We start from the raw sequence: 25,342 nt of genomic DNA, 5'->3' as shown, positions 1-25,342 counted from the left end.
CAGCACGCCGGGCGCGGCGAACCAGGGCTCCGCCCCGGTGGGGCGGCCCGGGCGTCAGGTCCGCGCGACCTCGTTGACCGCCGGCTCCCCCGCCAGCAGCGCGGTGACCTGCCGCCGCACGAGCTGCGCGACCCGCGGGAAGGTCGCGTCGGTGTTGCCACCCTGGTGCGCGGTGACCAGGACGTTCGGGGCCCGCCACAGCGGGTGGTCCGCGGGCAGCGGCTCGGGGTCGGTGACGTCGAGCGCGGCCCGCAGCCGACCCGCGTGCAGCTCGGCCAGCAGCGCGTCGGTGTCGACGACCTTGCCGCGCGCGACGTTGACCAGCAGGGCGCCGTCCTTCATGCGCGCCAGCGCGGCGGCGTCGAGCAGGTGGTACGACGTGCGCGACAACGGGATGACGAGCACGACGACGTCGGCGTCGGGCAGCAGGTCGGGCAGCTCGTCGACGCCGTGCACGTGGCCGTCTGCGTCGTCCCGGGGCGTGGTCGCGACGCGGACCAGGTCCACCTCGAAGGGCCGGAACCGCGCGACGACCGCCCGGCCCACCGACCCCTGCCCGACGACGAGCACGCGGCGGTCCGCCAGCGACGGGCCGAACGGGTTGTCCCACCGGCCCTCGTCCATCGCCCGCACCGCACGCGGCAGGCCCCGCTGGACGGCGAGGGTGAGCCCCACGGCCAGCTCGGCCGTCCCGGCGTCGTGCACGCCCCGGCCGTTGCACAGCACGACGCCCGGGGGCAGGTGCCGCAGCGCGTGCTCGTAGCCGGCGCTGGGCAGCTGCACGTACCGCAGCCGCGGCAGGTCCCGCAGCACGTCGAAGCCGCCGGGCCGCACGAAGTAGTGCGGGACCACGACGAGGTCGACCGCCGCGGCGGTGCCGGGGTCGAGCGGTCCGGACAGGTCCCACCGGACCAGGCGCAGGTCGTCCCGGTGGGACGCCGCCAGGTCGGCGAGGCGGTGCAGCAGGTCGTCGTCGGGGACGGTGACGGTCAGCACGGTCAGGAGGTCACCCGACCGGCGCGGTACTCGTCCTCGAGCATCGACATGACGACGGCGTCGCACCACCCGGCCCCGTCGCGGTACGCGTCGCGCCGCCGGCCCTCGCGCCGGAACCCGATGTTCTCGTACAGGGACACCGCGCGGGTGTTGATGCTCAGCGCCTCGAGCTCCACCCGGTGCAGGTCGAGCCCGTCGAACGCGAACCCCAGGACGAGCTCGATGGCCTCGGTCCCGTAGCCGCGTCCCCGGTAGGCCGGGCGCATGGACAGCCGCAGCGACGCGCACCGCACGTCCGGGTCGACCTCCGTCAGGACGATCTCCCCGCGGTACTCGTCGTCGCCGAGCGCGGTCACGGCGAAGTCGTACCGGCCCTCGGCGGCCTCGCGGCTCGCGCACCAGGCGTCGACCTCCTCGCGCGTGAACGCGCGCGCGGTGCCCGTGAGCCGCTTGCCCTCCGCGTCGTCGAGCATGTCCCACATCGCGTCGGCGTCGTCCGTGCGGATCGGACGCAGCACGATCATCTCGCCCTGCAGGGTGGGTTTCTGCATCGCTACCTCCGTCGCGCTCCGGCGGGCACCCGTCCGGGCACCCCCACCGACTGCCCTCCGGCGTGCGTCGCATCGTACGGAACCGGGAGGACCGGGACGTCACGACACGACGCACGCCGGTGCGTCGGCTCCTGCGTCAGGCGGAGACGCGCTCCAGCACGAGCTCACGCACGCGACCGGCGTCCGCCTGCCCGCGCGTCGCCTTCATGACCGCGCCGATGATGGCGCCGACCGGCCCGAGGTTGCCGCCACGGATCTTCTCCGCGATGTCCGGCTGGGCGGCCAGGGCGGCGTCGATCGCCTCGAGCAGCGGGCCGTCGTCCGACACGACCTCGAGCCCACGGGCGACGACGACCTGCTCGGGGTCGCCCTCACCCGCCAGGACGCCCTCGAGCACCTGACGCGCCAGCTTGTCGTTGATGCGCCCGGCATCGACGAGCTGCTGGAGCGCGCCGATCTGGGCGGGCGTGATCGGCAGGTCCGCGAGCTCGACCTCCTGCTGCTTGGCCGTGCGGGCCAGCTCGCCCATCCACCACTTGCGGGCGGCGGCCGGGCTCGCGCCCGCCGCGACCGTGGCCTCGATGAGCTCGATCGCACCGGCGTTGACGACGTCACGCATCTCCGCGTCCGCGTAGCCCCACTCGCCCTGCAGGCGACGACGCCGCGCGGCGGGCAGCTCGGGCAGGGCCGCACGGATCTCCTCGATCCAGGCGCGATCCGGGACGATCGGCACGAGGTCCGGCTCGGGGAAGTAGCGGTAGTCCTCGGCGTCCGACTTCACGCGCCCGGCGGTGGTGATGCCGGTGTCCTCGTGCCAGTGCCGGGTCTCCTGCACGATCGTGCCGCCCGCGTCGAGGATCGCCGCCTGGCGGCTGATCTCGTAGCGCACGGCCCGCTCGACCGACCGGAACGAGTTGACGTTCTTGGTCTCGGTGCGGGTCCCCAGGGCGTCGGCCGGCGTGGGGCGCAGCGAGACGTTCACGTCGGCGCGCACGTTGCCGCGCTCCATGCGGGCCTCGGACACGCCGAGCGCGCGGAACATGTCGCGCAGGGTCTGCACGTACGCACGCGCGACCTCGGGTGCCCGCTCGCCGGCACCCGTGATCGGCTTGGTGACGATCTCGACCAGCGGCACGCCGGCGCGGTTGTAGTCGACCAGCGAGTACTCCGCGCCGTGGATGCGCCCGGTGGCGCCGCCGACGTGCGTGTTCTTGCCGGCGTCCTCCTCCATGTGCGCGCGCTCGATCTCGACGCGGAACGTCGTGCCGTCCTCCAGCTCGACGTCGACGAAGCCCTCGGAGGCGATCGGCTCGTCGTACTGCGACGTCTGGAAGTTCTTCGGCACGTCCGGGTAGAAGTAGTTCTTCCGCGCGAACCGGCAGGACTGCGCGATCGAGCAGTTCAGCGCCAGGCCGATGCGGATCGCGTACTCGACCGCGGTGCCGTTGACGACGGGCAGCGCGCCCGGCAGGCCCAGGCTCGTCGGCGTGATCTGCGTGTTCGGCTCCTCGCCGAACGACTGCTCGGCGCCGTCGAACATCTTGGTCCGCGTGCCCAGCTCGACGTGCACCTCGATGCCGATGACCGGGTCGAACCGGGCCACCGCGTCGTCGTAGTCGACCAGGTCGACGTCGGTCGTCGTGCTCATCAGGCTGCCCCTCCGGCCAGCTCGGGGGCGCGGCCCAGCAGCGGGCCCTCCCAGCTCGTCTCGAGCAGCGCCTCGAGCGCCGCTCCCACGCGGTACAGGCGCGCGTCGGCCCGCGCCGGCGCGAGGATCTGGAAGCCGACGGGCAGGCCGTCGTCCGACAGCCCGTTCGGCAGGGACATCCCGGGGATCCCGGCGAGGTTCGCGGGGATCGTCGCGACGTCGTTGAGGTACATCGCCAGCGGGTCGTCCAGCTTCTCGCCCAGCTTGAAGGCGGTCGTCGGCGCCGTGGGAGAGACCAGCACGTCGGCCGCGCCGAACGCCGCGTCGAAGTCGCGCTGGATGAGCGTGCGGACCTTCTGCGCCGAGCCGTAGTACGCGTCGTAGTAGCCCGCGCTCAGGGCGTAGGTGCCGAGGATGACACGGCGCTTGACCTCGTCGCCGAAGCCCTGCCCGCGCGTGGCGGCCATGACGCGCTCGGCGGTGACCGGGCCCTCGCTCGGCTCGACGCGCAGACCGAAGCGCATGCCGTCGAACTTCGCCAGGTTGCTCGACGCCTCCGCCGGCAGGATCAGGTAGTACGCGGCCAGGGCGTACGCGAACGACGGGCAGGAGACCTCGACGACCTCGGCGCCCGCACCGCGCAGCGCGGTCAGCGACTCCTCGAACCGCGCGAGGACGCCGGGCTGGTAGCCCTCGCCCTGCAGCTCACGGATCACGCCGACCTTCACCCCGGTCAGGTCGCCCGACGCACCCTCGCGGGCCGCGGCGACGTAGCCCGTCGCCGGGTCGGTCAGCGACGTCGAGTCGCGCGGGTCGTGCCCGCCGATCAGCTCGTGCAGGAGCGCCGAGTCGAGCACCGTGCGCGTGCACGGGCCCGCCTGGTCCAGGCTCGACGCCAGGGCGATCAGGCCGTAGCGCGACACGCTGCCGTACGTCGGCTTGACGCCGACCGTGCCGGTGACGGCCGCCGGCTGGCGGATCGAGCCGCCGGTGTCGGTGCCGATCGCGAGCGGCGCCTCGTAGGCGGCGACGGCCGCGGCCGACCCGCCGCCGGAGCCGCCGGGGATCCGCTCGAGGTCCCACGGGTTGTGCGTGTTGCCGTAGCCCGAGTGCTCCGTCGAGGAGCCCATGGCGAACTCGTCCATGTTGGTCTTGCCGAGGATCGGCAGGCCGGCAGCCTTGATGCGCTCGACGAGGGTCGCGTCGTACGGGGGCACCCAGCCCTCGAGGATGCGCGAGCCGGCCGTGGTGGGCAGGCCGCGCGTGACGACGACGTCCTTGACGGCGATCGGCACGCCGGCGAGCGCGTGCAGGTCCTCGCCCGCCGCCCGCCGGGCGTCGACGTCGGCCGCGGTGGCCAGCGCCTCGTCGGCCGCGACGTGCAGGTACGCGTGGACGGCGGGCTCCACCACCGCGATGCGGTCGAGGTGCGCCTGCGTCGCCTCGACGCTCGTCACGTCACGTGCGGTCAGCCGGTCGGCCAGCTCCGCCGCGGTCATCCGGGTCAGGTCGGTCACGTCACTCCTCCCCGAGGATCTGCGGGACGAGGAACTTGCCGTCGCGGGCCGCGGGGGCCTGCGCCAGCACCTCGTCGCGGTCGAGCGGGGCGACCGGCTCGTCGGCACGGAACACGTTGGTCAGCGGCAGCGGGTGGCTGGTCGCGGGGACGTCCGGGGTGGCGACCTCGGACACGCGGGCGACGGACTCGACGATGACGTCGAGCTCGCCCGCCAGCCGGTCGAGCTCCGCCGGTGTCAGGTCGATCCGGGCCAGCGCGGCGACGCGCGCGACCTCGTCGCGGGAGAGGGTGGACATGGTCGTTGAGTCTACGGGGCGCGACGCCGCCGGTGGCTGCGGTCGGGGCCGGTCCCGGCGTCGTCGCGGTCGTGCAGGTCCCGCGACCGCTCCGTGCGGCGACCGCGGTCCCCCGCGCAGGTCGCGGTGGCGGGCCCCCGTCAGAGGGCGCGAGCCCCGCCGGCCGGTCTCCAACGGCGCCGGCACCCGAGGGCGTCGAGGGCCGGACGAGGGCGCGTCAGACCGCGGGGGCGGTCGCCGCGCTCACGAGCGCGAGCAGCGCCTCCGCGTAGGCGTCGGCGGCGTCGTCGGCGGTGAAGACGCGCTCGGGCTGGCCCGCGAGCTCGACGAGCACCTGGTAACGACCGTCGGTCGAGCGCGCGAGGCTGCGGAAGGTGCCCCCGAGCAGCTCGCGCAGCTGGTCCTCGCGCGGCAGCCAGAGCGCGTCCTCCTGCCGCAGGGAGTCCAGTGCCCACTCCGTCGTGCCGTTGAAGCCCAGCACGGTGCCGGTCTCGTACTCGTGCGCCTCGACGACCATCTCCGAGATGGTGAAGACCTCGCCGCCCATGTCCGCGCTGCGGATCAGGAACCGGTCGCCGGCGCGGGGGTGCCACTGCAGTCCGGCGGCCTCGAGGGCCACGGCGTTGTCGGTCGAGAGCATGTGCCCAGTATGCGGCGAACCGGGTCGGGTCGGCCCGCGGGAGTGCGCCGCGCGCCCGCCCCGGCCCGGGTCGCGCCCGTGCGTGCCGCTCCCGGCGCGCGCTCCGGCGCCCTCCGCCGGCGCCCCTGCTCCCGACGCCCGGTCGACGTGCGCGAGCTGCCCGGGCCGCCCGTGCCGGGCCGCGGGACTCAGCAGCCGGTGTCGGCCTGCGGCACCGGCTGGACGCGGTAGGCGTACCGGTGCGCCGGCCGGAACCCGAGCGCCGTGTACAGCCGGAGCGCGGCGCCGTTGCCCGCCTCGACCTGCAGGAACGCACGCCGTGCGCCGCGCTGCCCGGCCAGGGCCAGCGCCTGCAGCGTGAGCGCCCTGCCGAGCCCGGAGCGGCGCGCGGCGGGCACGACCTGCAGGCAGGAGAGCGCGACCCAGTCGTCGACCGGGGCGGCCCGCAGCACGGCGACGTCGGTGCCGTCGGCCGCGGTGGCCGCGAGGTAGAGCGCCGGGGCCCCGGTGACGACGGCGCGCGACGGCGCGCGCGCCCCGCCCTTGCCCGCGAGCCAGACGCTCAACCAGGCGTCGTCGGGGGCGTCGGCGACGCGCACCGACACGTCCGGCGCGGCGACGTCCCGCGCGGCGGCGCTCCCCACCGGGGGCGCGCCGTCGAGCCCACGGACCAGCACGTCGGTCACGGCGGCGGTCGTGTACCCGCGGGCGTCCAGCTCGTCGACCAGACCCGGTGCGGTCTGCGGGTCCCCGACCCGGAAGACCGCCGGCGCCTCGTCCTCGCGGTAGAGGCGCTCGACCTCGTCGACCGCGCGCGGCACGTCGGCGACCGGTGCGAGCGCGAGGGTCGAGCCCGCCCGGCGCGTCACCCCGCCGGACAGCCCGACGCGCCACCCGTCGACGTCCACGGACCGCGGCGGCGGCCACGTCGCGGCCTCGACGAGCGGGCCGGGTGCCTCCGGAGGGTGCCACGTGAGCACGCGCATCGTGATCTCGTCGGACCAGTCGCGCTCGGGCCGGGCGACGAAGCCCAGCCGGTCGTACAGCCGGTGCGCGCTGCGCATCGAGTCCAGGGTCGACAGGACGACACCGTGCGCACCGACCCCGACGGCCTCCCGCAGCGCCGCGTGCACGAGCTGCTCGGCGACGCCCTGGCGGCGCGACGCCGGGTCGACCGCGAGCATCCGCAGCTCGACCTCGTCCGCGCGGGCGACCTCGGCGTACGGGCTGCCCGCCGGGGCGATCGTGATCGTGCCCAGCACACGACCGCCGTCGTCGGGCGGCACCGCGACGAGCACGGTCGCCGCGCGCCCGCGCGCGGCGGCGTCCCGCAGCTCGGCGGTGTACCAGTGGTCCGGGTCGACGAGCCCGTCGGTCACGTACGCCCGGGCGGTGAGGTCGCCGACCTCCCTCAGGTCCGCCTCGGTCGCTCTCCGCACCACGACGGGGACGGGGCTCACTCCTCGCCCTCCCCCTGCCCGGCCGGCGCGGGGACCGCGTCGGGACCGCCCGCGAGCAGCGCCTCGAACCCCGCCTCGTCGAGGATCCGCAGCCCCAGCTCGCGCGCCTTGGCCTCCTTGGACCCGGCGTTCTCGCCGACCACCACGAAGTCCGTCCTCTTCGAGACCGAGCCGGAGGCCTTGCCGCCGCGGACCAGGATCGCCTCCTTGGCGCCGTCGCGGCTGAAGCCATCGAGGCTGCCGGTGACCACGACGGTCACGCCCTCCAGCGTGCGCGGCGTGGAGTCGTCCACGGCGTCCGCCATGACCACGCCCGCGGCCGCCCAGCGGTCGACGATCTCGCGGTGCCACGGCTCGGCGAACCAGTCGAGCAGCGACTGCGCGATGGTGGGTCCGACGCCCTCGACCCCGGCGAGCCGCTCGACGGCCCGCGTGCGCCAGGCGGCGTGCGCGTCCGGCACCGTGTCCACGGAGGCGTCGGCACCGTCGGGCTCGTCGGCGGCGCCGAGGTCCAGGGCGTCCTGCGCGCCGCTGCCGTCCGCGAGCGCCGCGTCGCCCGGGTCCACGACCGCCCGCAGCGCCGCCATCGAGCCGAACTCCTGCGCGAGCGCCCGCGCGGCGGTCGGCCCGACGTTGCGGATGCTCAGCGCGACGATCGCCCGCCACAGCTCCTTGGTCTTCGCGAGGTCGAGCTGGTCGAGCAGCGTGCGTGCCGCCTCCGACGGCTCCCAGTCGGGCAGCGTGCGGCCCTCCGCCTCCGCGGCGGCGCGCTGCGCCTTGGTGTGCTTGAGCGTGCGTCGGAACGGCGTGCGGCGGCGCAGCGTGCCGTCCTCGTCCTCCTTGGGCAGGCCCGTCTCGGCGTCGCGGACGACGACCTCGACCTCCGCGAGCCGCGCCAGGCTCGCGGTGCGCACGCGGTCGACCTCGTCCGGCGGGGCGTCCGGCCCGTACCCGACCAGGTCGAAGAGGTACGCCTCGTTGGGGACCGGGGGCGTCTCGGGCACCTCCGGCTGTGTCAGCGCCGCGGCGGTGACCTCGCCGAGGACCTCGATGTCGAAGGCCCCGCGCGACCCGATGTGCTCGAGCCGTCCACGCACCTGCGCCGGGCAGCCCTGCGCGTTCGGGCACCGCAGGTCCACGTCGCCCTCGCGCATGGGCCGCAGCGGGGTGCCGCACTCGGGGCAGTCGGCGGGCATGTGCCACTCCACGCGCGGCACGTCGTCGCCCGGCGCCTGGGGGGCGGGGCCGACGATCTCGGGGATGACGTCGCCCGCCTTGCGCAGCACCACCATGTCGCCGATCCGCACGCCCTTGGCCCGCACCACGTCCTGGTTGTGCAGCGTGGCCTGGCGGACGGTGCTGCCGGCGACGAGCACGGGCGCCATCACCGCGAACGGCGTCGCGCGCCCGGTCCGGCCGATGCCGACCTCGATCGCCAGGAGCCGCGTGTTCACCTCCTCCGGCGGGTACTTGTACGCGATGGCCCAGCGCGGGGCACGGCTCGTGGCGCCGAGGCGCCGCTGCAGCGCGATCTCGTCGACCTTCACGACGATGCCGTCGATCTCGTGCTCCACGTCGTGGCGGTGCTCACCGACGTACGCGACCCGCTCCCAGACCTCGTCCAGGCTGCTGACCACACGCGTGTGCGTGGACGTCGGCACACCCCACCCGGCCAGCAGGTCGTAGACCTGCGACTGCCGCTCGATGCCCGTGCCGCGCCCCCGCCCCCACGTCAGCGCACCGATGCCGTGGGCGTACATGCGCAGCGGCCGCGTCGCGGTCACGCGCGGGTCCTTCTGCCGCAGCGAGCCCGCGGCGGCGTTGCGGGGGTTGGCGAACGGCGCCCGGCCGGCGGCGACCTGCGCCTCGTTGAGCGCACGGAACGCCTCGACGGGCAGGAACACCTCGCCACGGATCTCGATGAGGTCCGGGTGCGTCGCGGGGTCGCCGGCCAGGACGTCGGGGATCGTCGGGATCGTGCGGACGTTGAGCGTGACGTCCTCGCCCGTGCGGCCGTCGCCGCGGGTGGCTGCCCGCACCAGCCGCCCCTTCTCGTACAGCAGCGCGATCGCGAGCCCGTCGATCTTCAGCTCGCACAGGTAGTCCAGCGGGGCCGTGGTCTCCAGGTCCCGGTGCACGCGCTCGGACCACGCCACGAGGTCCTCGCGCGAGAACGCGTTGTCGAGCGACAGCATGCGCTGGACGTGCTCGACGGCCGTGAACTCGGTGGAGAAGGTGCCGCCGACGCGCTGGGTCGGCGAGTCCGGCGTCCGCAGCCCGGGGTGCTCGTCCTCGAGCCGCTCCAGCTCGCGCATCCGCTCGTCGTACGCGGCGTCCGACGACGACGGGGCGTCGCGCACGTAGTACGCGAACTGGTCCGCCCGGACCTGCTCGGCCAGCGCGGTCCACCGGTGGCGGGCCTCGGCCGGGACGTCGTGCTCGGTGGTCACGGGGGTCGCGTCGCTCACGCCCCCATCATGGCGTGCACCGCCCACACCGGTCGCCACGGCAGGTCGCCGTGTGACGCGCCGCGCACCGGGCCCGCCGCACGTCACACGGCGTCGGCGGCTCCCGCGGACCGGTCCGCCGGTACCTCGCCGGACGGCGGCGCCGGGCGCGTGCGGGCGGGCAGCAGCACCAGCACGGTGCCCGCGATGCCGACGACGGCGAGCGTGATCCCCCCGACGACGACCCCCGTGGGCGCCGAGGCGAGGACGACCTCCTGCCGCTCGGCCCCCGTGCCGCGCACGCACAACGCACGGGCGGGCACGAGGTCGAAGCGGAGGCGGACGTCGTCCTCGGTCTCCGAGGCGACCAGGCACGGCTCCTCCCCGGTCGCGGAGACCCGCAGCGCGTTCACCCCCAGCCCGAGCCACACCGCCGCGAGCGTGAGCACACCGACGAGCGCCACCCCCGACGTGGCGAGCAGCAGGATCGCGCGGCGGCGCGAGCGGGGACGACGACGGGTGGGTGCGCTCACGACTCTGCTCTCTCGGCGACGATGCTCGCGGCGCGCACGAGGCCGGCGAGCGCACCGCGCGCGTCGTCGGGCGTGGCCCGCTCGGGTGGTGCTCCGGCCAGCAGGACGACGTCCCGCAGCGCGGTCGCCGGCAGACCGACGGCCCGCCAGGGCCGCGTCAGCGCGTCGGCCTGCCCCACGACGTCGGGCCCGGCGCACTGCGACGACCGCTGGGCGGGGAGCTCGGCCCACAGGGACCGCCCCGACTCGACCAGACCCGCGACCTCCTCCCAGCCGCGCTCGCCGAGGTCCGCGACCGCCAGCGCCGCGCCGTCCGCCTCGGAGGCGCGGATCGCACCGAGCGCCGACCACGACGGCCCGGGGTGCACGACCACCGCGGACGCGCCCGCGGCACGCACGGCGCCCGCGACGGCGGTCAGACCGTCGGCGACGACGGGGAGCGGGACGCGCCGCAGCGGAGCCCGCCCGCTGAACGTCGGCACCACGCCCGCGAGCACGGCCGCGAGCAGCGGCTCGCGCAGCAGCACCCGCACGTCGGCGGCCGGCAGGACGCGCCGCACGTCGGCGACGCGGGCGGCGATGCCCTCCGCGGCCGACGCGACGGTGTCCCGCACCGCCCCGGGGTCGGACAGGATGCGGTCACCACGGGCGAGGTACACCTCGGCGGCCAGCGTGAACGGGCCGAGCACCGGCAGCACGATCCCGCCCGGCCAGCCGTGGGCGGCCACCGCGAGCGCGTCGAGGTCCTCGCGCGCCAGGGCACGGGCGCGGGCCAGGTCGCGGCCCGGCCGGTCCGCGAGCTTCCACCCGTGCGGTCCGAGCTCGGCGGGCAGGTCCGCCAGCAGCGCGACGGCCGCACCGGTCGCGTCGCCCCAGGGCCCGCGCGCCGGCAGCAGCACGGCGAACGGCAGACCCACCACCTCGTCCGGGGTGTCCCCCAGGTCGCCGACCACCGTCGTCGCGGCCTCGAGCGCGTCCGTGCCGGGCCACGGGCCGACACCGCTGACCGCGGTCACGCGGGGCCGTCCGATGCCGCACCGGCCAGGTCCGCGGCGGTGCGCGTCGCGGCCACGGTGGCCTGCCCGAGCACCCGGGTGCCGTCGTACAGCACGAGGGACTGCCCCGGGGCGACCCCGCGGACTCCCCCGTCCGCGACGTCGACGGTCACGGACCCCGCGTCGGCGGCGAGCACCCGCGCCGGGACGTCGGCGCCGTGCGCGCGCACCTGGACGGTGCACGACGCCCCGGCCGGCGGGACGGTACCGAACCAGACCGCGGCGTCGCCGCGGACGTGCGCGACGTCGAGGTGCTCCGCGGGCCCGACGACGACACGGCGCCGGACCGGCTCGACCGCGAGCACGTACCGCGGCCGGCCGTCGGGTGCGGGGCGGCCCAGCGACAGCCCGCGCCGCTGCCCGACCGTGTACGCGTACGCGCCGTCGTGCGTGCCCACCACCGCACCGTCCTCGTCGACGATGTCGCCGGGCTGCTCCCCGAGCGCGCGGCGCAGGAACCCCTGGGTGTCACCGTCGGCGACGAAGCAGATGTCGTACGAGTCGGGCTTGGCGGCGACCGACAGACCCCGCGCGACGGCCTCCGCCCGCACCTCGGCCTTGGAGGCGACGTCGCCCAGCGGGAACAGCGCCCGCGCCAGCCGCTCGGGCCCCATGACGGCCAGCACGTAGGACTGGTCCTTGGCGGCGTCGGCGGCGCGGTGCAGCTCGCGGGCGCCGTCGACGCCCTCGACGACCCGCGCGTAGTGGCCGGTGCACACGGCGTCGAAGCCGAGCGCGACCGCCTTGTCCAGCAGCGCCGCGAACTTCACGTGCTCGTTGCACCGCACGCACGGGTTGGGGGTGCGTCCCGCCGCGTACTCGGACAGGAAGTCCGCCACGACCGTCGCCTCGAAGCGCTCGGACATGTCCCACACGTAGTACGGGATGCCGAGCACGTCGGCGGCGCGGCGCGCGTCCGACGCGTCCTCGATCGAGCAGCAGCCGCGCGACCCGGTGCGCTCCTGGGCGGGCGTGCGGGACAGCGCCATGTGCACGCCCACCACGTCGTGGCCCGCGTCGACGGCCCGGGCCGCCGCGACCGCGGAGTCCACGCCGCCGGACATGGCCGCCAGCACGCGCATCAGGCCCCCACCGCCATCGACAGACCCGCTGCCCGCGCGCGCTCGACCGCGCCGGGCAGCACGTCGACCACGGCGTCGACGTCGTCCGCCGTCGAGGTGGCACCGAACGAGAACCGCAGCGCACCGCGCGCGTCGTCCTCGCCCACGCCCATGGCGAGCAGCACGTGCGACGGCCGCGGCACGCCTGCCTGGCACGCCGAGCCCGTGGACGCCTCGACCCCTGCGGCGTCGAGCAGGTACAGCAGGGAGTCCCCTTCGCAGCCCGCGAACGTCAGGTGGGCGTTGCCCGGCAGGCGGTGGGTGGCGTCGGCCGGGCCGCGCAGCGTCGCGCCGGGGACCGCCTGCAGCACGCGCCGCACCAGGTCGTCGCGCAGCGTCCCCACGCGCGCGGCGTGCTCCTCGCGCGTCACCACCGCCTCGTCCACCGCGGCCGCGAACGCCGCCAGCAGCGCGGGGTCGAGCGTGCCGGACCGCACGCCGCGCTCCTGCCCGCCGCCGTGCAGCACGGGGGTCAGGTCGAGCCCGCGGCGCGCCAGCAGGGCGCCGGTGGCACCCGGCCCGCCGACCTTGTGCCCGCTGACGGTCAGCGCGTCGACGCCGGACGCGCGCAGGTCGACGGGGACCTGCCCGACGGCCTGCACCGCGTCCGCGTGCACGGGCACGCCGTACCGGTGCGCGAGGCCGACGACCTCCTCCAGCGGCTGCAGCGTGCCGACCTCGTTGTTGGCCCACATGACCGAGACCAGCGCCACGGCGTCCCCGTGCTCCTCGAGCTCGGCACGCAGCGCGTCGAGCTCGACGCGCCCCTCGCCGTCCACGGGCAGCAGCGCGAGCTCCGCACCGGCGTGCTCGGCCAGCCAGAAGGCGGGGTCCAGGACCGCGTGGTGCTCGACAGCGGACACCACGACGCGCCGGCGCGACGGGTCCTGCGTGCGCCGCGCCCAGAACAGCCCCTTGACCGCGAGGTTGTCGGCCTCGGTGCCGCCCGCGGTCCACACCACCTCGCTCGGCCGCGCGCCCAGGGCCGCCGCGATCTGCTCGCGGGCCTCCTCGACGGTCCGGCGGGCCGCGCGTCCCGCCGTGTGCAGCGAGGAGGGGTTGCCGGTGCGCGCGAGCCCGGCCGTCAGGGCGGCGAGCGCCGCGGGGCGCATCGAGGTGGTCGCCGCGTGGTCGAGGTAGACCGCGCGGGTGCGGGGTGCACTCACCCCGACAGTCTACGAACGCCGGGGGCCGCCCCGGCCGGGCGGTCCGCCCGGTTCGTCCGGCCGCGGCCCGTCCCCGGCCACGTTCGCCCGCACGAGCACGGCCGCCACGCCCTGGACCGGTCCGGGATGCTGCAAAGATGTGGGGGTGAGTGCCGACGACGTCATGGCGCTGCCGCTCGCCTTCGGCGGCCAGCGGCTGGACTGGCGCGACCTGCCCCGTGCGGTGCGCGAGCGCATCGAGACGCTGGCCGGCGCCCGCGTGACCGCCGAGATGTCCGCCACGAGCGGGTTCTCCCCCGGGTTCTGCGCCGTCCTCGAGCTCACCGACGGTCGCGCCGTCTTCGTCAAGGCCGTCTCCGCGGAGCAGAACCCGCACTCGCCCGACCTCGCGCGGGCCGAGATCCGCGCCGCCCGCGCGCTGCCCCCCGAGGTGCCCGCGCCCGCGCTGCGCTGGTGGGACGACGACGGCCACTGGGTCCTGCTCGGCTTCGACGCGGTGCACGGGCGGTCCCCCGAGCTGCCGTGGCGCTCGGACGACCTCGCGCTGGTGCTCCGGACGCTCGACGACCTGGCGCGCTGCACCCCGGCGCCCGGCCACGACCTGCCCCGCGCGGACGACCTGCTGGCCGAGGACTTCACGGGGTGGCGCTCGATGCTGCGCGGCACGCCGCAGCAGCGCGAGCACGTCGCCGAGCTGCTCGAGGAGCCGGGCCGCTGGGCGCTGGACCACCTCGACGAGCTGGTCGCGTGGGAGCAGGACGCCCTGCGGGTGTGCGCCGGCGACTCCCTGGTGCACGGGGACCTGCGGGCCGACAACCTCATGGTCGAGGACGGCCACGACCGCGTGTGGCTCATCGACTGGCCGCACGCGTGCGTCGGGGCGCCGTGGATCGACCTCGCGTTCATGCTGCCGAGCGTCATGCTGCAGGGGGGCGCCGGGGACGACCCCGCCGCGCTGTTCGCGAGCAGCCAGGCCGCTCAGGGCGTCGGGGCCGACGACCTGCGGGCGGCCCTCGCCGGCCTGGCGGGGTACTTCGCGTGGTCGTCCGCGCTGCCGTCACCGACGGGCATCCCCAACCTGCGGGCCTTCCAGGCCGCGCAGGCGGGCGCCACGCTGCGCTGGCTGCGCGACCTCAGCTGACCCGCCCGGCGCGACCCGCCGGCGCGCTCAGCCCTGCAGGCGCCGCAGCTCCGCCGCCGCCTGCGGCAGCACCGTGAACAGGTCGCCGACGACGCCGAAGTCGGCGATCTCGAAGATCGGCGCGTCGGGGTCGTTGTTCACCGCGACGATCGTCCCGGACGCCTGCATGCCGCCGCGGTGGTGGACGGCCCCGGAGACGCCGGCGCCGATGTAGAGGCGCGGCGACACGGTCACCCCCGTCTGGCCGATCTGCGCGTCGTGCGCGATCCAGCCCTCGTCGGTGGCGACGCGGGTGGCGCCCACGGCACCCCCGAGCACGTCGGCCAGCTCCTCGACCACCGAGAAGTCACCTTCGGTGCCGCGTCCCCCGACCACCACGACGTGCGCGGAGCCCAGGTCCGGGCGACCGGAGTCGGCGTGCTCGGTGCGCTCGACGAGGTGCACGCGGGTCGACCCCGGGCGCACGTCGACCGGCAGGTCGACGACGGCCGGCGTGGCCGGGACCGCTGCGTCCTGCGCGGTCACCGAGTTGGCCTTGACGGTGACCACCGCGCGGGGCGTGGTCACGGCGCACCGCGTGGTCCACGTGCCGGCCAGCACGGTCTTGTGCGCGACGACGCGCCCGTCCTCGAGCGTGACGCCGTCGGCGTCCGTGACGACGCCCGCGCCGGTGCGCACGGCCACCCGCGCCGCCGCCTCCTTGTTCTCGAAGGAGGAGACGAGCAGCAGCACCGCGGCGTCCGACGTCGCGAGCGCGGCCTCCAGGCCGTCGGCCAGCACCGCCGAGAGGTGGACGTCGGCGTCGGTCACCAGACGGTGCACCGTGCTCACGCCCTGCGCGGCGAGCACGGGCAGCGCCCCGGCGACGTCCTCGGCACCCGCCCACACGCCCTGCACACCGCCGTCACCGGCGAGCTCCCGCGCGAGGGTCAGCAGCTCGCGCACCGGCGGGCGCAGCGTGCCGTCGGCGGCGTGGTCGAGCAGGACGAGCACGGGGGTGGCGGTCACGGCGGTCCTCCGGGTGGTACGGGGTGACGGGGGTGGGGCGGGCCGGCGTCAGACGAGCTTGCGCTCGACGAGCCAGGCGGCCAGCCGGGTGCCGGCGTCGCCGGTGTCGGTGACGAGCACACGGTCCTCCCGCGGCGGGCGGGGCGCCGCCTCGAGCACCTGCGTGCGGGCGCCCGCGGTGCCGACGGTGGCGGGGTCGACGCCCAGGTCGGCGAGGGTGAGGGTGGTGACGGGCTTCTTGCGGGCCGCCATGATCCCCTTGAAGTTCGGGTAGCGCGGCTCGTTGATGCCGTCGGTGACCGACACCAGGGCCGGCAGCGGCGCCTGCAGCGTCTCGGTGGCGTGGTCGAGGCGGCGCGTGACCGTCACGGTCCGCGCCTGCGGGTCCACGGTCAGCGCCGACGCCAGGGGCAGCGCGGGCAGGTCCAGCTGCTCGGCCAGCGCGGCCGGGAGCAGCGACGTCAGGCCGTCGAGCCCCGCCATGCCGGTGACGACCAGGTCGACCGGGGAGTCCGCGGCCAGGTGGCGCACCGCGGCGGCCAGGACCGTCGCGGTCCCGATCGCGTCCGAGCCGGCCACGTCGTCGTCCAGCACGTGCACCGCCTCGTCGGCGCCCATCTGCAGGCCCTTGCGGACCGCGTCGACGGCGTCGTCCGGGCCGACGGTGACCACGACGACCTCGCCGTCGTGCTCCTCGGCCAGCGTGAGCGCGGCCTCGACGGCGTTCTCGTCGAGCTCGTTGAGGGTGCCGTCACCGCCGTCGCGCACGACGCGCCCGTCGGGACCGAGCTGCCGGTCGGACTGGATGTCGGGGACGAACTTCACGCAGACGACGATCCTCACCCCCCGAACGTTACCTCCCGCCGACCCCGGGGCCCGGTCCGTGTCGCCTGCTGGAAACGCGCCCGACACGGACCGGATCGCGCTGCTGGCACGATGTGGGGGTGACCGACCCCACGACGACCGGCCGAGCGCACGGGCCGTACCGCCTCGGCGTCCACGTCACCGACACGGGCGTCGACGTGGCCGTCCTCGCTCCCCACGCCACCGCGGTCGAGCTGTGCCTGCTCGACGGCCCGCTGGACGCCCCGACGGAGCGCCGCGTGCCGCTGTCGGGCCCGCGGCTGGGCCACTGGGCGGCGTCGGTGCCGGGCGTCCGGCCCGGGCAGCGCTACGGCCTGCGCGCGCACGGCCCGTGGGAGCCCGCCTACGGGCTGCGGTACAACCCCGCCAAGCTGCTGGTCGACCCGTACGCCCGGGGCCTCGTGGGCGACCTGGGCCACGGCCCGGAGACGTACGGGCACGTCGTGGCGAGCGACCTGACGGGCAACCCGTACGGTCCGCCCGACCCCCGCGACTCGGCCGGGCACGTGCCGCACGGCGTGGTCGTCGACACGCGCGCGCTGCCCGGGCCCGACCCGGCGGCCAACCGGCCCTGGACGCCGTGGTCGCGCACGGTCGTCTACGAGGCGCACACCAAGGGCCTGACCCGGCTGCACCCCGCGCTGCCGGAGGAGCTGCGCGGCACGTACGCGGGCCTCGCGCACCCCGCCGTCATCGACCACCTCCTCGGGCTGGGCGTCACCGCCCTCGAGCTGCTGCCGATCCACGCGTTCACGTCCGAGCCGCACCTGGTGGCCAAGGGCCTGACCAACTACTGGGGCTACTCGACGCTCGGGTTCTTCGCCCCGCACGCGGCGTACGCCACCGCGGCGGCCCGCGCCGCAGGCCCGGCGGCCGTGCTCGCGGAGCTGCGCGCGACGGTCCACGCGCTGCACGAGGCCGGGCTCGAGGTGCTGCTCGACGTCGTCTACAACCACACCTGCGAGGGCGGCACGGACGGGCAGCACCTCTCCTGGCGCGGCCTCGACAACGCCTACTACTACGCGCACGGCGGCGCGGTGCCGGCCACGCCGGCCGACGTGACGGGGACCGGCAACTCCCTGGACTTCCGCCGCACGGGCGTGGTCCACCAGACCCTGGACTCGCTGCGGTACTGGGCGGACGTCGTCGGCGTCGACGGGTTCCGGTTCGACCTCGCCGTCACGCTCGGCCGGAGCACCGACGGCTTCCGCGCCGACCACGCGACGTACGTGGCGGCCGCGACGGACCCGCGGCTCGCCGGGCTCAAGCTCGTCGCGGAGCCCTGGGACGTCGGCCCCGGCGGCTGGCGGACCGGGCAGTTCCCGCCGCCCTTCGCGGAGTGGAACGACCGGTTCCGCAACGCGGTGCGCTCGTTCTGGCTCGCCGACCCCGGCCGCGCCGCGCACGGGCTGCCCGGGCACCGGGTGCGCGAGCTCGCCACGCGCCTGTCGGGGTCGGTCGACCTGTTCGGCGGGGGGTCGCCCGGCCTCGCCCGCGGCCCCCGCGCGTCGGTGAACTACGTGACGGCGCACGACGGCTTCACCCTGGCGGACCTCGTCGCCTACGAGCACAAGCACAACTCCGCCAACGGGGAGCAGAACCGCGACGGCTCGGACGACAACCGGTCGTGGAACCACGGCGTCGAGGGCCCCGTGCAGCGCGACTCCCCCGCGGCCGACATCGCCCCGCTGCGCCGCCGGTCGCTGCGCAACCTGTTCGCCACGCTCGTGCTGTCCGCGGGCACGCCCATGATCACCGCCGGCGACGAGATGGGCCGCACCCAGCGGGGCAACAACAACGCGTACTGCCAGGACAACGAGGTCTCCTGGGTCGACTGGGACCTGGCGCCGTGGCGGACGTCGCTGCTCGCGACGACCCGGCACCTCGTGGCCCTGCGGCACAACCACCCGGCCCTGCGCACCCGGACGTTCTACTCCGGGCGCCCGTGGGTCCCCGGCGGGCCGCCGGACCTGGCCTGGTACGGCGCCGACGGCGTCGAGTTCGACCACGCCCGGTGGCACGACGCGGGCGTCCGCACCTTCCAGATGGCCCGGGTCGCGCCGGAGCCCCACGACGACCAGGTGCTGCTCGTCGTGAACGGGGCGCTCGACGCCGTGGAGGTGCAGCTCGTCGCGGGTGACGACCGGCCGTGGCGGCTCGCGTGGGACTCCGTGTGGGAGCACCCGTCCGAGGTGTCGACCGCGGCGATCTCCGGCGGCCTGCACCAACCGGGGGGCACCGTGACGACGGTCGAGCCGCTGAGCATGCGGGTGTACGTCCGCCCCTGACGCCGACCCCCGGCAGCGGTAGCGTGCCCGCATGACGCACCCCCACGACGTCGTGGTCGTCGGTGCCGGGCTCGCAGGCCTGGTCACCACCGCCGAGCTGCTGCGTGCCGGGCGGCGCGTGCTCCTGCTGGACGCGGAGCCGCCGGCGTCCCTCGGCGGGCAGGCGTGGTGGTCGTTCGGCGGGCTGTTCCTGGTCGACTCCCCCGAGCAGCGGCGTCTGGGCGTGCGCGACAGCCCCGAGCTGGCGCTCGCGGACTGGCTCGGCTCCGCGGCGTTCGCCGACGACGGGTCCGACCGCTGGGGGCGGGCCTGGGCGGAGGCGTTCGTCGAGTTCGCCGCCGGGAGGATGCGGTCGTGGCTGCACGGCCAGGGCGTGCGCTGGTTCCCGCTGGTGCAGTGGGCCGAGCGCGGCGGGTACCTGGCCGACGGCCACGGCAACTCCGTGCCGCGGTTCCACGTCACCTGGGGGACCGGTCCCGCGGTCCTCGAGCCGTTCGTCCGGACCCTGCTGGACGGGCACCGCGACGGGCTCGTCGAGGTGCGGTTCCGGCACCGGGTCACCGCGCTGACCACGACGGACGGCCGCGTGACCGGGGTCCGCGGGGACGTCCTGGTGCCCGACCGGGTGGCCCGCGGCGCGCCGTCGTCGCGCGACGTGCTGCGGCCGTTCGAGGTCGCCGCCCCTGCGGTCGTCGTGGCGACCGGGGGCATCGGCGCCGCCCACGACCTGGTGCGCGCCACGTGGCCCGCCACGGCGGGCCCCCTTCCGGGGCGCCTGCTCTCCGGCGTGCCCGACCACGTGGACGGCTCCGGGATCGCGGCGGCCCGCGCCGCCGGCGCGCACGTGGCCCACGCCGGGCGCATGTGGCACTACCCGGAGGGCGTCGCCAACCACTCCCCGGTGTGGACGGCGCACGGCATCCGGATCCTGCCGGGACCCAGCTCGCTGTGGCTGGACGCCGACGGCCGACGGCTGCCGCCCCCGCTGTTCCCCGGGTTCGACTCCCTGGGGACGCTGACCCACCTCACGTCGCACGGGCACGACCACTCGTGGTTCGTGCTCGACCGCACGATCCTCGGCAAGGAGCTCGCACTGTCCGGGTCCGAGCAGAACCCGGACCTCACCGGGCGTGACGTCCGGCTCCTGCTGCAGCGCGTGCGCGCGGGGGCGGTCGGCCCGGTCGAGGCGTTCGCGCGACGGTCGCCGGAGTTCGTCACGGCGACCACCCCGGCGGGCCTCGCGGCGGGCATGAACGCGCTGACGGGTACCGACCGCATCGACCCGGACGCGCTCGCCGGCACCATCGCGGCGCGCGACGCCCAGGTGGCGACGGGCCTGGGCAAGGACCTGCAGGTCGTCGCGACCGCGACCGCCCGGCGGTACGTCGTCGACCGGGCCGTGCGGGTCGCGCCGCCGCACCGCCTGCTGGACCCGGCGCACGGCCCGCTGTACGCCGTGCGGCTGTCGGTCCTGACCCGCAAGACCCTCGGCGGGCTCGCCACGGACCTCGAGGGCCGCGTGCTGCGCCCCGACGGGGAGGTGTTGCCGGGGCTGTGGGCGGTGGGTGAGGCCGCGGGCTTCGGCGGCGGTGGCGTCCACGGCCACCGTGCCCTGGAGGGGACGTTCCTCGGCGGCTGCCTGTTCACCGGCCGCACCACGGGGCGCGCCCTCGCGGCCGCCTGAGCACGACCGCCCCGCCGACCCGCGCCCGTCAGCCCGCGGTCGCCACCAGCCCCGTCGCGGCCACCGAGGTGAGCGCGTCGTGCCGGGGCACCACCCGCACGGTCCACCCGAACGGTCCGGCGCGCGTCAGCCCGACCTCCCCGACGTACGCGTACCGGCCGCCCTCGGTCCGGCCGACGCCGCCGGTGCCCGCGTCGGCGTCCGGCGCGTCGACGGCGTCCGGCGCGTCGGCGGCGGGGGCCGCCTGCACGAGGGCCGCGACGTGCAGGTCCGTGATCTCGTCGTCCGGGCCCACGGGGCCGTGCACCACCTGGACCGCGACGTCGTCGGGCAGCAGGCCGCCGAGCGTGACCGACGCCCGGACGTGCAGCACGTCACCGACCCGCGGTGGCGTGCCGGCGCCCGTGACCTCGACGTCGGCGACGGCGACCCCCGGCCACGCGGACCGCACCCGCGACCGCCAGCCCGCGAGCGCGACGGCGCCGGCGAGGTCGTCGGCCGCCAGGGCGGCGCCCGCCGCGGCGGCCGGCGCGTAGAGGTGCGCGACGTGGTCCGCGACCATGCGCGTCGCCTGCACCTTGGGCGCGAGGGTGACGAGCGTGCGGCGGACCGCCGCCAGCCAGCGGCGCGGCAGCCCGTCGCCGTCCCGCTCGTGGAAGCAGGTCACCACCTGCTCCGCGAGGACGTCGTGCAGGACCGCGGCGCGCTGCGCCGTGCCCTCGTCGCCGTCCTCGGGCGCGGGCCGCGGCAGCGCCCAGCCGTCCTCGCCGTCGTACCACTCGTCCCACCAGCCGTCGCGCACGGCGAGGGTGAGGACGCCGTTGAGCGCCGCGCGCATCCCCGACGCGGTGCTCGCACCCGACGGGTCCACGGGCGTGTCGAGCCACACGTCGCAGCCGGCGTGGAGCGCTCGCAGCAGGTCGGACGAGGCGTCGGTGAGGACGACGAGCCGGCCGTCGAGGTCCGGCCGGTCCGCGAGCGCACCGAGCGCGGCGGGGACGCCGCCCGGCCCGGCGGCGACGACCAGGCGCACGGGACGGGCCGCGTCGAGCAGCAGCGCGGCCAGGCGGTCCGGGTCGTCGAGGAGCAGGTCCAGGGGTGCGCCGCCCGACGACGGCCGGTGCACCACGCCCACGGTCAGCGGCTCGGCGGGGACGGTACCCGGCGCCGACGGGCGCGGCCCGTCCGCCCCGCCCGGGAGCAGGTCGTCGAGTCGCGCACGCAGCCGACGACGCAGCTCCCAGAGGTCGGCGTCGTCGACGGGCCCGCCGACGTCCCACCCCGCGCCGGTGGCCAGGTCGCGCGCGCTCATCCGGCGCGCGCCCAGGTCCGTGACCTCGGGCGCGACCCACGTGGGCGCGTGCACGCCGGCGGTGACCGAGCCGATCGGGACCTCCTGGGGGTCGAAGCCGGGCCACAGGTCGGCGTACGCCTCGCGGCACGTGCGGCCGTGACGGCGGGAGTCGCCGCTCGCCCGGTCGGCCAGGCGCAGCGCGAGGACGGCGGTGTCGACGGGCGCGTCGGCCTCGCCCCCGGCCCGCGCGCCCAGCGCCAGGACGTCGGTCGTGGGCAGGTCGCCGGCGGGGTCGAGCGCCGCGAGGTGCTCGGCCACCAGCGCGCCGTCGAGCACCGTCGCCGGGCCGGGCACCTGCACGGCGAGGACGGACGTCGCCCGGACCAGCTCGAGCGCGGCGTCGTACGTCGCGCCGGCGGCGACGAGCTCACGCACCCGCTCCAGCCCGACGAACCCGGCGTGCGCGCCGCCGGCGTGCACCACCTCGGGCTGCGGCGCACCGGTGAGACGCGCGTGGGCACGCACCGCCTGCAGCCCGCCGACCCCCCGCAGCAGGGCCCGCTCGAGCCGACGCACGGCGGCGGACCGCTCGGCGGCGGGTCCCGCCGTGGCCCGTCCCCCGGCCGTCGGGGTCCCCGGCTCCACGGGGTCGAGGAGCAGCAGCGGGACGCGACCGGCACGGGCGACGCGGACGCGGGCGCGCAGCGCGCTCCCGGGTGTTGCCACCTGCACGACGACCGGGGTCCCGTCGGGCTCCCGCAGCAGCGGCGCGGCGCCGCCGTCCTCCGTGGGCGACGGGGGCGCGCCGGGACCGAGGTCCCGGGTGCCGTGGGCCGTCGGGCGCCGCTGGTCGTCGACGAGCCCGACGGCGACCAGCGGGACGCCCAGGTCGGACGCCGCGCGCACGTGGTCGTCCGCGAGGGCCTCCAGGCCGTGGGGCCCGGGGGCGGCGGCGGCGGCCCGGGGGGCGTCGTCGGGGCCGGGCGGGAACCACGCGACGGCGGCGGGCAGCGCGGCCCCGCCCTGGCGCTGGTACCACCGCGGTCCCGTGCGGTACGCCCGCAGGTCCGCCGCCGCGGCCCGGACGCGCGCCACCAGCGCGGGGTCCGCGGCGGCGGCGGCGACCCGCTCGGGGTCGAGCGCGTCGAGCAGGGCGGCGGGGTCCCCGCCCACGCGGGACCAGGCCACCGGGTCGACGTCGGCGAGGACGGCACGCGTCGGCGGGTGCCAGGACCACCGCAGGTCGTGCGCGAGCTCCTCGAGCTCGGCCAACGGTGCAGGCAGGAGGGTGCGGACGGTGAACCGGCGGATGGCTCTCACGCGCGCAGACTACGCAGAACGGACGGATCGCACAGCCCGTCCTGGACGTCCGACCCGGACGAGCGTCCGGCTGCCGGACCGCCGACGGCGTCCCGCGGCGCGGCGGGCACGCGACGCGCCGCCCACCGGATGCCGCCACCCCTGCAGGACGGATAGGTTCGGGACCGTGACGACTCCCCGCCGTTCTCGTCGCACGTCACCGGCCACATCCCCCGGCCCCGCACGTGCCGTCGCCCCCGTGCTGCCGCCGCAGCCCACCGTGACCCCGGCCACGGACGCCCCCGTGCCCGTGGTGCCCGTGGGTCGCATCCCGGTGCTCGACGTCTACCCCGTCGCCGAGGAGGGACGCTTCCCCGCGAAGGCGGTGGTGGGCGAGGCGGTGCCCGTGCGGGCGACCGTGATCCGTGAGGGCCACGACGCGCTCGGTGCGACGGCGGTGCTGCTGCGGCCCGACGGCTCGGTCCACTCCTCGGCGCGCATGGTCGACATCGCGCCCGGCCTCGACCGGTACGAGGCCCGCCTGGTCCCGGACGTCGAGGGCGAGTGGTCCTTCCGCGTCGAGGGCTGGTCCGACCCGTACGGCACGTGGGCGCACGACGCCGCGATCAAGGTCGAGGCGGGCATCGACGTCGAGCTCATGCTCACCGAGGGCGAGCTCGTGCTGCTGCGCGCCGCCGGCCGCACCGGCGAGGACGCGATGCGCCCGCGCGACGCCCGCGTCCTCCTCGACGCGGTCGCCGGGCTGCGCGACACGTCCCGTCCCCCGCTCGCGCGGCTCGCCGCGGCGCTGGCGCCCGAGGTCCGTGAGGTGCTCGACCGCGCGCCGCTGCGCGACCTGGTCACGCGGTCGCGGGCCTACCCCCTGGTCGTGCACCGCCGCCTGGCGCTCACCGGCTCGTGGTACGAGATGTTCCCGCGGTCCCACGGCGCGACGTACGACGAGACCACCCAGCGGTGGACGTCCGGGACGCTGCGCACGGCCGCCAACCAGCTGCCGCGCATCGCCGCGATGGGCTTCGACGTCGTGTACCTGACCCCGATCCACCCCATCGGCACCACGTACCGCAAGGGCCGGAACAACGCCCTGGCCGCGCTGCCCGGCGACCCGGGCTCGCCCTACGCCATCGGCTCCCCGGACGGCGGGCACGACGCCATCGAGCCGACGCTCGGGACGTTCGACGACTTCACCGCCTTCGTCGCGCGGGCCCGCTCGCTGGGGCTGGAGGTCGCGCTCGACCTCGCGCTGCAGGCCTCGCCGGACCACCCGTGGGTCACGGAGCACCCGGAGTGGTTCACCACGCGGGCCGACGGCACGATCGCCTACGCGGAGAACCCGCCGAAGAAGTACCAGGACATCTACCCCCTGAACTTCGACAACGACCCCGAGGGGATCTACGCCGAGGTCCGCCGGGTCGTGCAGGTGTGGATCGACCACGGGGTGACGGCGTTCCGCGTCGACAACCCGCACACCAAGCCCCTGTCGTTCTGGCAGCGGCTGCTGGCGGACGTCCGGGCCTCGCACCCCGAGGTGATCTTCCTGTCCGAGGCGTTCACCCGCCCGGCGATGATGCTGACGCTGGCCAAGATCGGCTTCCACCAGTCGTACACGTACTTCACCTGGCGCAACACCAAGGCGGAGCTCGAGGAGTACCTCGCCCGGGTCGGCGGCGAGGAGGCCGCCTGGCTGCGCCCGAGCTTCTGGCCGACGACGCACGACATCCTGCCGCCGTACCTGCAGCACGGCGGGGTCCCCGGCTTCGCCGTGCGCGCCGTGCTGGCGGCGACGGGGTCGCCCACCTGGGGCGTGTACTCCGGCTACGAGCTGGTCGAGAACGTGCCCCGGCCCGGGGTGGAGGAGCAGATCGACAACGAGAAGTACGAGTTCCGGCCGCGGGACTGGGCCCGTGCCGACGACCTCGGGATCGCCCTGCTCCTGGGGCGGCTCAACGAGATCCGGCGCGCGCACCCGGCGCTGCAGCAGCTGCGCAACGTGCGGGTGCACCCGACGACCGACGACGCGCTCGTGTGCTTCTCGCGCCACCTCGACGCCGCCCACTCGCCCACGGGCCGGCCGGACACCGTGGTCGTGGTCGTGAACATCGACCCGCACAACGCCCGCGAGGGCGTGGCGTACCTGGACCTGAGCGCCTTCGGCCTCCCCGCGGACCGGCCGGTGGCCGCGCACGACGCGCTGTCCGGCGAGACGTACGCCTGGTCCGACCAGGTCTACGTCCGGCTCGACCCGATGGTGAGCGTCGCGCACGTGGTCCACCTCGAGCACCCGCACGAGGCACGATGAGGCCCGTGCTCC

19 protein-coding genes are annotated in these 25,342 nt (G+C 76.4%); 4 read left to right on the top strand and 15 right to left on the bottom strand.

Going from position 1 to position 25,342, the window contains the following annotated elements; all coding sequences use genetic code 11:
- Positions 1 to 54 precede the first annotated feature (54 nt).
- From BMZ16_RS12985 to BMZ16_RS12930, 12 genes are all read right to left on the bottom strand, one after another.
- Positions 55 to 996 carry a 2-hydroxyacid dehydrogenase gene (locus tag BMZ16_RS12985; protein WP_089801202.1) on the bottom strand — a complete coding sequence of 314 codons (942 nt, stop codon included), beginning with the start codon at positions 994 to 996 and terminating at the stop codon, positions 55 to 57.
- Between the two features lie 2 nt (positions 997 to 998).
- Positions 999 to 1,547 (bottom strand): GNAT family N-acetyltransferase, encoded by a 549-nt coding sequence (locus BMZ16_RS12980; protein WP_089801200.1) that lies wholly within the window; start codon positions 1,545 to 1,547, stop codon positions 999 to 1,001.
- Between the two features lie 136 nt (positions 1,548 to 1,683).
- Complete coding sequence (gene gatB, locus BMZ16_RS12975) at positions 1,684 to 3,195, bottom strand: Asp-tRNA(Asn)/Glu-tRNA(Gln) amidotransferase subunit GatB (protein WP_089801198.1); 1,512 nt, start codon at positions 3,193 to 3,195, stop codon at positions 1,684 to 1,686.
- Entirely contained in the window at positions 3,195 to 4,712 is a 1,518-nt protein-coding gene (gene gatA / locus BMZ16_RS12970) for an Asp-tRNA(Asn)/Glu-tRNA(Gln) amidotransferase subunit GatA (RefSeq protein WP_089801196.1), read from the bottom strand. The genes gatB and gatA overlap by 1 nt, the downstream gene beginning before the upstream one ends.
- 1 nt (position 4,713) lies before the next feature.
- Positions 4,714 to 5,010 (bottom strand): Asp-tRNA(Asn)/Glu-tRNA(Gln) amidotransferase subunit GatC, encoded by a 297-nt coding sequence (gene gatC, locus BMZ16_RS12965; RefSeq protein WP_089801194.1) that lies wholly within the window; start codon positions 5,008 to 5,010, stop codon positions 4,714 to 4,716.
- A 217-nt stretch (positions 5,011 to 5,227) separates the two neighbouring features.
- Entirely contained in the window at positions 5,228 to 5,650 is a 423-nt protein-coding gene (locus BMZ16_RS12960) for a pilus assembly protein CpaE (RefSeq protein WP_089801192.1), read from the bottom strand.
- A gap of 188 nt (positions 5,651 to 5,838) precedes the next feature.
- Entirely contained in the window at positions 5,839 to 7,110 is a 1,272-nt protein-coding gene (locus tag BMZ16_RS12955) for a GNAT family N-acetyltransferase (RefSeq protein WP_089801190.1), read from the bottom strand.
- Positions 7,107 to 9,578: an NAD-dependent DNA ligase LigA gene (gene ligA / locus BMZ16_RS12950; RefSeq protein WP_089801188.1), complete on the bottom strand. Its 2,472-nt coding sequence runs from the start codon at positions 9,576 to 9,578 to the stop codon at positions 7,107 to 7,109. The genes BMZ16_RS12955 and ligA overlap by 4 nt, the downstream gene beginning before the upstream one ends.
- 83 nt (positions 9,579 to 9,661) lie before the next feature.
- Entirely contained in the window at positions 9,662 to 10,090 is a 429-nt protein-coding gene (locus BMZ16_RS12945; RefSeq protein ID WP_089801186.1) for a hypothetical protein, read from the bottom strand.
- A complete protein-coding gene (locus tag BMZ16_RS12940; RefSeq protein ID WP_089801184.1) occupies positions 10,087 to 11,106 on the bottom strand; it encodes a uroporphyrinogen decarboxylase/cobalamine-independent methonine synthase family protein in 1,020 nt (339 codons plus the stop codon). Before BMZ16_RS12940 ends, BMZ16_RS12945 begins: the two co-directional genes overlap by 4 nt.
- On the bottom strand, positions 11,103 to 12,227 hold the full coding sequence (gene mnmA / locus BMZ16_RS12935; RefSeq protein ID WP_089801182.1) for a tRNA 2-thiouridine(34) synthase MnmA: 1,125 nt from the start codon (positions 12,225 to 12,227) through the stop codon (positions 11,103 to 11,105). The genes BMZ16_RS12940 and mnmA overlap by 4 nt, the downstream gene beginning before the upstream one ends.
- Entirely contained in the window at positions 12,227 to 13,378 is a 1,152-nt protein-coding gene (locus BMZ16_RS12930) for a cysteine desulfurase family protein (RefSeq protein WP_369822640.1), read from the bottom strand. The genes mnmA and BMZ16_RS12930 overlap by 1 nt, the downstream gene beginning before the upstream one ends.
- A 199-nt stretch (positions 13,379 to 13,577) precedes the next feature.
- On the opposite strand from BMZ16_RS12930, the gene BMZ16_RS12925 reads away from it, so the two are divergent.
- Positions 13,578 to 14,573, top strand: a complete 996-nt coding sequence (locus BMZ16_RS12925) for a phosphotransferase family protein (protein ID WP_089801178.1) — start codon at positions 13,578 to 13,580, stop codon at positions 14,571 to 14,573.
- A 27-nt stretch (positions 14,574 to 14,600) separates the two neighbouring features.
- On the opposite strand, the gene BMZ16_RS12920 is transcribed toward BMZ16_RS12925, so the two are convergent.
- Entirely contained in the window at positions 14,601 to 15,581 is a 981-nt protein-coding gene (locus BMZ16_RS12920; RefSeq protein ID WP_089801176.1) for an electron transfer flavoprotein subunit alpha/FixB family protein, read from the bottom strand.
- 48 nt (positions 15,582 to 15,629) lie between these two features.
- The gene (locus BMZ16_RS12915) at positions 15,630 to 16,424 is read right to left on the bottom strand and encodes an electron transfer flavoprotein subunit beta/FixA family protein (RefSeq protein WP_089801174.1); all 795 of its coding nucleotides are present in this window, start codon (positions 16,422 to 16,424) and stop codon (positions 15,630 to 15,632) included.
- 101 nt (positions 16,425 to 16,525) lie between these two features.
- Between BMZ16_RS12915 and glgX the strand changes: the two genes are divergently transcribed.
- On the top strand, positions 16,526 to 18,733 hold the full coding sequence (gene glgX / locus BMZ16_RS12910; RefSeq protein ID WP_089801172.1) for a glycogen debranching protein GlgX: 2,208 nt from the start codon (positions 16,526 to 16,528) through the stop codon (positions 18,731 to 18,733).
- A gap of 31 nt (positions 18,734 to 18,764) precedes the next feature.
- The gene (locus BMZ16_RS12905; protein WP_089801171.1) at positions 18,765 to 20,417 is read left to right on the top strand and encodes an FAD-binding dehydrogenase; all 1,653 of its coding nucleotides are present in this window, start codon (positions 18,765 to 18,767) and stop codon (positions 20,415 to 20,417) included.
- 28 nt (positions 20,418 to 20,445) lie between these two features.
- Here BMZ16_RS12905 and glgP read toward each other — a convergent pair whose 3' ends face one another.
- Positions 20,446 to 23,031, bottom strand: coding sequence for an alpha-glucan family phosphorylase (glgP, locus tag BMZ16_RS12900; RefSeq protein ID WP_089801169.1), 2,586 nt, complete (start codon positions 23,029 to 23,031; stop codon positions 20,446 to 20,448).
- A gap of 238 nt (positions 23,032 to 23,269) precedes the next feature.
- Between glgP and BMZ16_RS12895 the strand changes: the two genes are divergently transcribed.
- Positions 23,270 to 25,330: an alpha-1,4-glucan--maltose-1-phosphate maltosyltransferase gene (locus BMZ16_RS12895; RefSeq protein WP_304441042.1), complete on the top strand. Its 2,061-nt coding sequence runs from the start codon at positions 23,270 to 23,272 to the stop codon at positions 25,328 to 25,330.
- Positions 25,331 to 25,342: the final 12 nt, after the last annotated feature.

This window comes from Cellulomonas sp. KH9, assembly GCF_900114185.1.
Taxonomy (GTDB): domain Bacteria; phylum Actinomycetota; class Actinomycetes; order Actinomycetales; family Cellulomonadaceae; genus Cellulomonas.
This window is presented reverse-complemented; position numbering and strand designations above follow the sequence as displayed.

What these genes read in the sequence shown, in the direction of transcription:
- BMZ16_RS12980 (WP_089801200.1), bottom strand. Translation starts at nt 1,547, where the DNA reads ATGCAGAAACCCACCCTGCAGGGCGAGATGATCGTGCTGCGTCCGATC.
- gatB (WP_089801198.1), bottom strand. Translation starts at nt 3,195, where the DNA reads ATGAGCACGACGACCGACGTCGACCTGGTCGACTACGACGACGCGGTG.
- gatC (WP_089801194.1), bottom strand. Translation starts at nt 5,010, where the DNA reads ATGTCCACCCTCTCCCGCGACGAGGTCGCGCGCGTCGCCGCGCTGGCC.
- BMZ16_RS12960 (WP_089801192.1), bottom strand. Translation starts at nt 5,650, where the DNA reads ATGCTCTCGACCGACAACGCCGTGGCCCTCGAGGCCGCCGGACTGCAG.
- mnmA (WP_089801182.1), bottom strand. Translation starts at nt 12,227, where the DNA reads ATGCGCGTGCTGGCGGCCATGTCCGGCGGCGTGGACTCCGCGGTCGCG.
- BMZ16_RS12930 (WP_369822640.1), bottom strand. Translation starts at nt 13,378, where the DNA reads ATGCGCCCCGCGGCGCTCGCCGCCCTGACGGCCGGGCTCGCGCGCACC.
- BMZ16_RS12905 (WP_089801171.1), top strand. Translation starts at nt 18,765, where the DNA reads ATGACGCACCCCCACGACGTCGTGGTCGTCGGTGCCGGGCTCGCAGGC.